General features: G+C 44.1%; 4 protein-coding genes. All 4 read left to right on the top strand.

From position 1 onward, the window contains the following. Window positions 1–279 precede the first annotated feature (279 nt). On the top strand, window positions 280–702 hold the full coding sequence (locus tag WG89_RS01990) for a hypothetical protein (protein ID WP_062260631.1): 423 nt from the start codon (window positions 280–282) through the stop codon (window positions 700–702). A 90-nt stretch (window positions 703–792) separates the two neighbouring features. Continuing rightward, a complete protein-coding gene (locus WG89_RS32660) occupies window positions 793–915 on the top strand; it encodes an Imm39 family immunity protein (RefSeq protein WP_281177668.1) in 123 nt (40 codons plus the stop codon). A gap of 34 nt (window positions 916–949) precedes the next feature. Continuing rightward, window positions 950–2,142 (top strand): IS3 family transposase gene (locus tag WG89_RS29145; RefSeq protein ID WP_153301370.1). Its coding sequence is split into 2 segments (ribosomal slippage): window positions 950–1,286 and window positions 1,286–2,142, totalling 1,194 coding nucleotides; the frame shifts between segments, so codons are not numbered across the junction. 63 nt (window positions 2,143–2,205) lie between these two features. Next, on the top strand, window positions 2,206–2,554 hold a 349-nt coding region (locus WG89_RS01975; protein WP_172806678.1), incomplete at its 3' end, for a transposase.

Below are 2,554 nucleotides of genomic sequence, written 5' to 3'. Positions count from 1 at the left end.
GTAAAAGGCATGAAAGCAGAATATAATAAGGGATATTTATACTCAAAAATGATCCCATTCACCGGCCCTGGGATTATAAATCTCGTGGCTGAGGCTCAATAACGACTCAAGTCGTACAAAGATAAATACATAGAAGGGCCCGTGCAAGGGCGCGTCCAACAAGACGTTGTAATCCGACCCAATGAACTTCAGAGTGTTTTGCCTAAGTCTTGTGGCGCTTCGATTACTTGCAGTGGGCGGTTAAACTAAGCGTTATAAGCTATGATGGAGTTTCGAAATATGGATGATAAAATTTTGGTGGCTGGCATTGCTGCATTAGCTGCTCTTCTAGGCTCTTTAATACCTCAAATTTTTAGCTACTTTAAAGATCGTTCTGAAAGAGAGTTTGTTAAGCAGAAGGAACAACGAGACATTCAGATCTTAGTATATGAAGAGCTGTTACTTGCGCTGCAAGATGTTATGAATAATGGTAATCCTTCATTTCCTGCATTTCAAAAAGCTATCCTAAAAGTGTCACTGCATGGTGATGGAAATACTTCTAAAGTCTCTTTGGAATACTTCAATACTTTGGTAAAAAGAGGTCACGAATTGGGACCGAAAGATCATGCGGATTATCAAACAAAAATCATGAACTCAATGAAAGTACATCTTTCACTTCCAGAGTTAGAACGTTTTGAACTCATTAGATTTGGTGCTCACTAATAGCACGCTTATAACAAGTGCCTTGAGTACATTCCGCCCTAAAGGGCTCCATCCGACGCGCCTTCGGCGCTCGGCTCAGGCAAGCGTTAAATGTCTATGAGTGAGTATCCAGTATTGATCGGCGGTGTAGGCTTAGTTAAAGGTCGCATCAAAAACATTGGCCAGGCCATGGTTTCGGTCTGTGATGAGGTGAATGATCTTCCCCCGCTTTAGTGGACACCTCATTACTCACTGAATGAGGTGTTAAATGGGAACCTACAGACCCGATAAACCGACACGCCGTTTTTCCAACGAGTATAAAGTCACTGCTGTTCGCATGACCTTCAAACCTCATGCTTTGATCAAGGATGTAGCAAATTCACTGGACATCCATCCCTTTATGTTGTCCCGTTGGCGCAAGGAATATTTCGAGGGCAAACTTGTGGCTGATGAACGCAAAATCTCTAAACAGTTAAACCGCATTCCCAGAGAAAAGGAGCTTACTGAAAGCCAACGCATCAAGAAGCTGGAAGCGCAAGTTGCTGAACTGAAGAAGGAGAATGATTTCCTAAAAAAGTGGGAGAAGTTTCTCGCGGAACAACGCAGATAAAATTCGAGTTTGTAGAACACCATCATAAACGTTTTGGTATTAGTTTCCTCTGTAAGCGGCTGGATGTCTCCTGTAGCGGGTTCCATGCCTGGCGTGATCGCACTCCCTGCTTAAGGAAACAGGATGACCAAAAATTGCTCAAACGCATCCGTGCCATCTTTCAAAAAAGTAAAGGACGCTATGGTAGCCCACGTGTCTTCATGGAACTTCGAAAGCAAGGTATTCGGGTGGGCAGAAAACGTGTAGAGCGTCTGATGAGAGAAGCTAATCTGCAAGGTCGTGTTTCCAGGGTCTATCGTCGTAAGCCCCGACCACCACGTGCCTGTGATCCTGTACCGAATTTACGCAAAGATCTGGAAAAGCCCACAGCCATAAATCAGCACTGGGTTTCTGATGTCACCTACATAAAACTCAAAGGTAAATGGGTCTTTCTTGCTGTAGTCCTAGATCTTTATTCGCGCAGAGTGGTGGGCTGGTCATTGAAAAATAATCGTACAGCTGCTCTGACCAAAGCGGCTCTACTCATGGCCATTCGAAATCGACGACCACCTGAGGGACTGATTTTCCACACCGATCAAGGCATCGAATACAGAGCGATTCAAATACAGAATGTGCACAAACGCTATGGTTTTATCCCAAGCATGAATCGAGCTTATCACTGCACAGACAATGCTGAGATGGAGTCATTCTTCCACTCATTAAAGGGAGAGTTGCTGACAGGCAATACCTTTAGGGATGTTTATCAGCTGCGTGATAGCATAGCGGGCTACATACAACATTTTTATAATCGTACTCGTTTACACTCGAGCCTTAATTATCAAACCCCGGTAGAATACGAAGCAGCTGCTTAGGGAACCTGCGAATAAGTCCCTGATCATGAGATAATAATCTCAGCAGCTTGATCAGAGGTAGTCATGGACCAACAACTCTCTTTTTCCGACAGTGAATTCAGCCAGAAGCGACGCAGAACTCGTAGGGAAATTTTTCTTGAAAGAATGGAGGTTCTGATTCCATGGAAACGCTTAGAGGCCGTAATCGAGCCCTATTACCCTAAGCGTGGCAACGGAAGACCTCCTTATCCTCTACCCACTATGCTGCGAATTCACTGTCTCCAGCAATGGTATAACCTCAGCGATGAAGGTATGGAAGACGGTTTGTATGAAATAGCTTCCATGAGATTGTTTGCCCGATTAACTCTGGACAAACCTATACCCGATCGCACAACAATCATGAACTTTCGCCATCTTTTGGAAAAACATCATC

The organism is Endozoicomonas arenosclerae (assembly GCF_001562015.1).
In the GTDB taxonomy this organism is placed as follows: domain Bacteria; phylum Pseudomonadota; class Gammaproteobacteria; order Pseudomonadales; family Endozoicomonadaceae; genus Endozoicomonas_A; species Endozoicomonas_A arenosclerae.
This window is presented reverse-complemented; position numbering and strand designations above follow the sequence as displayed.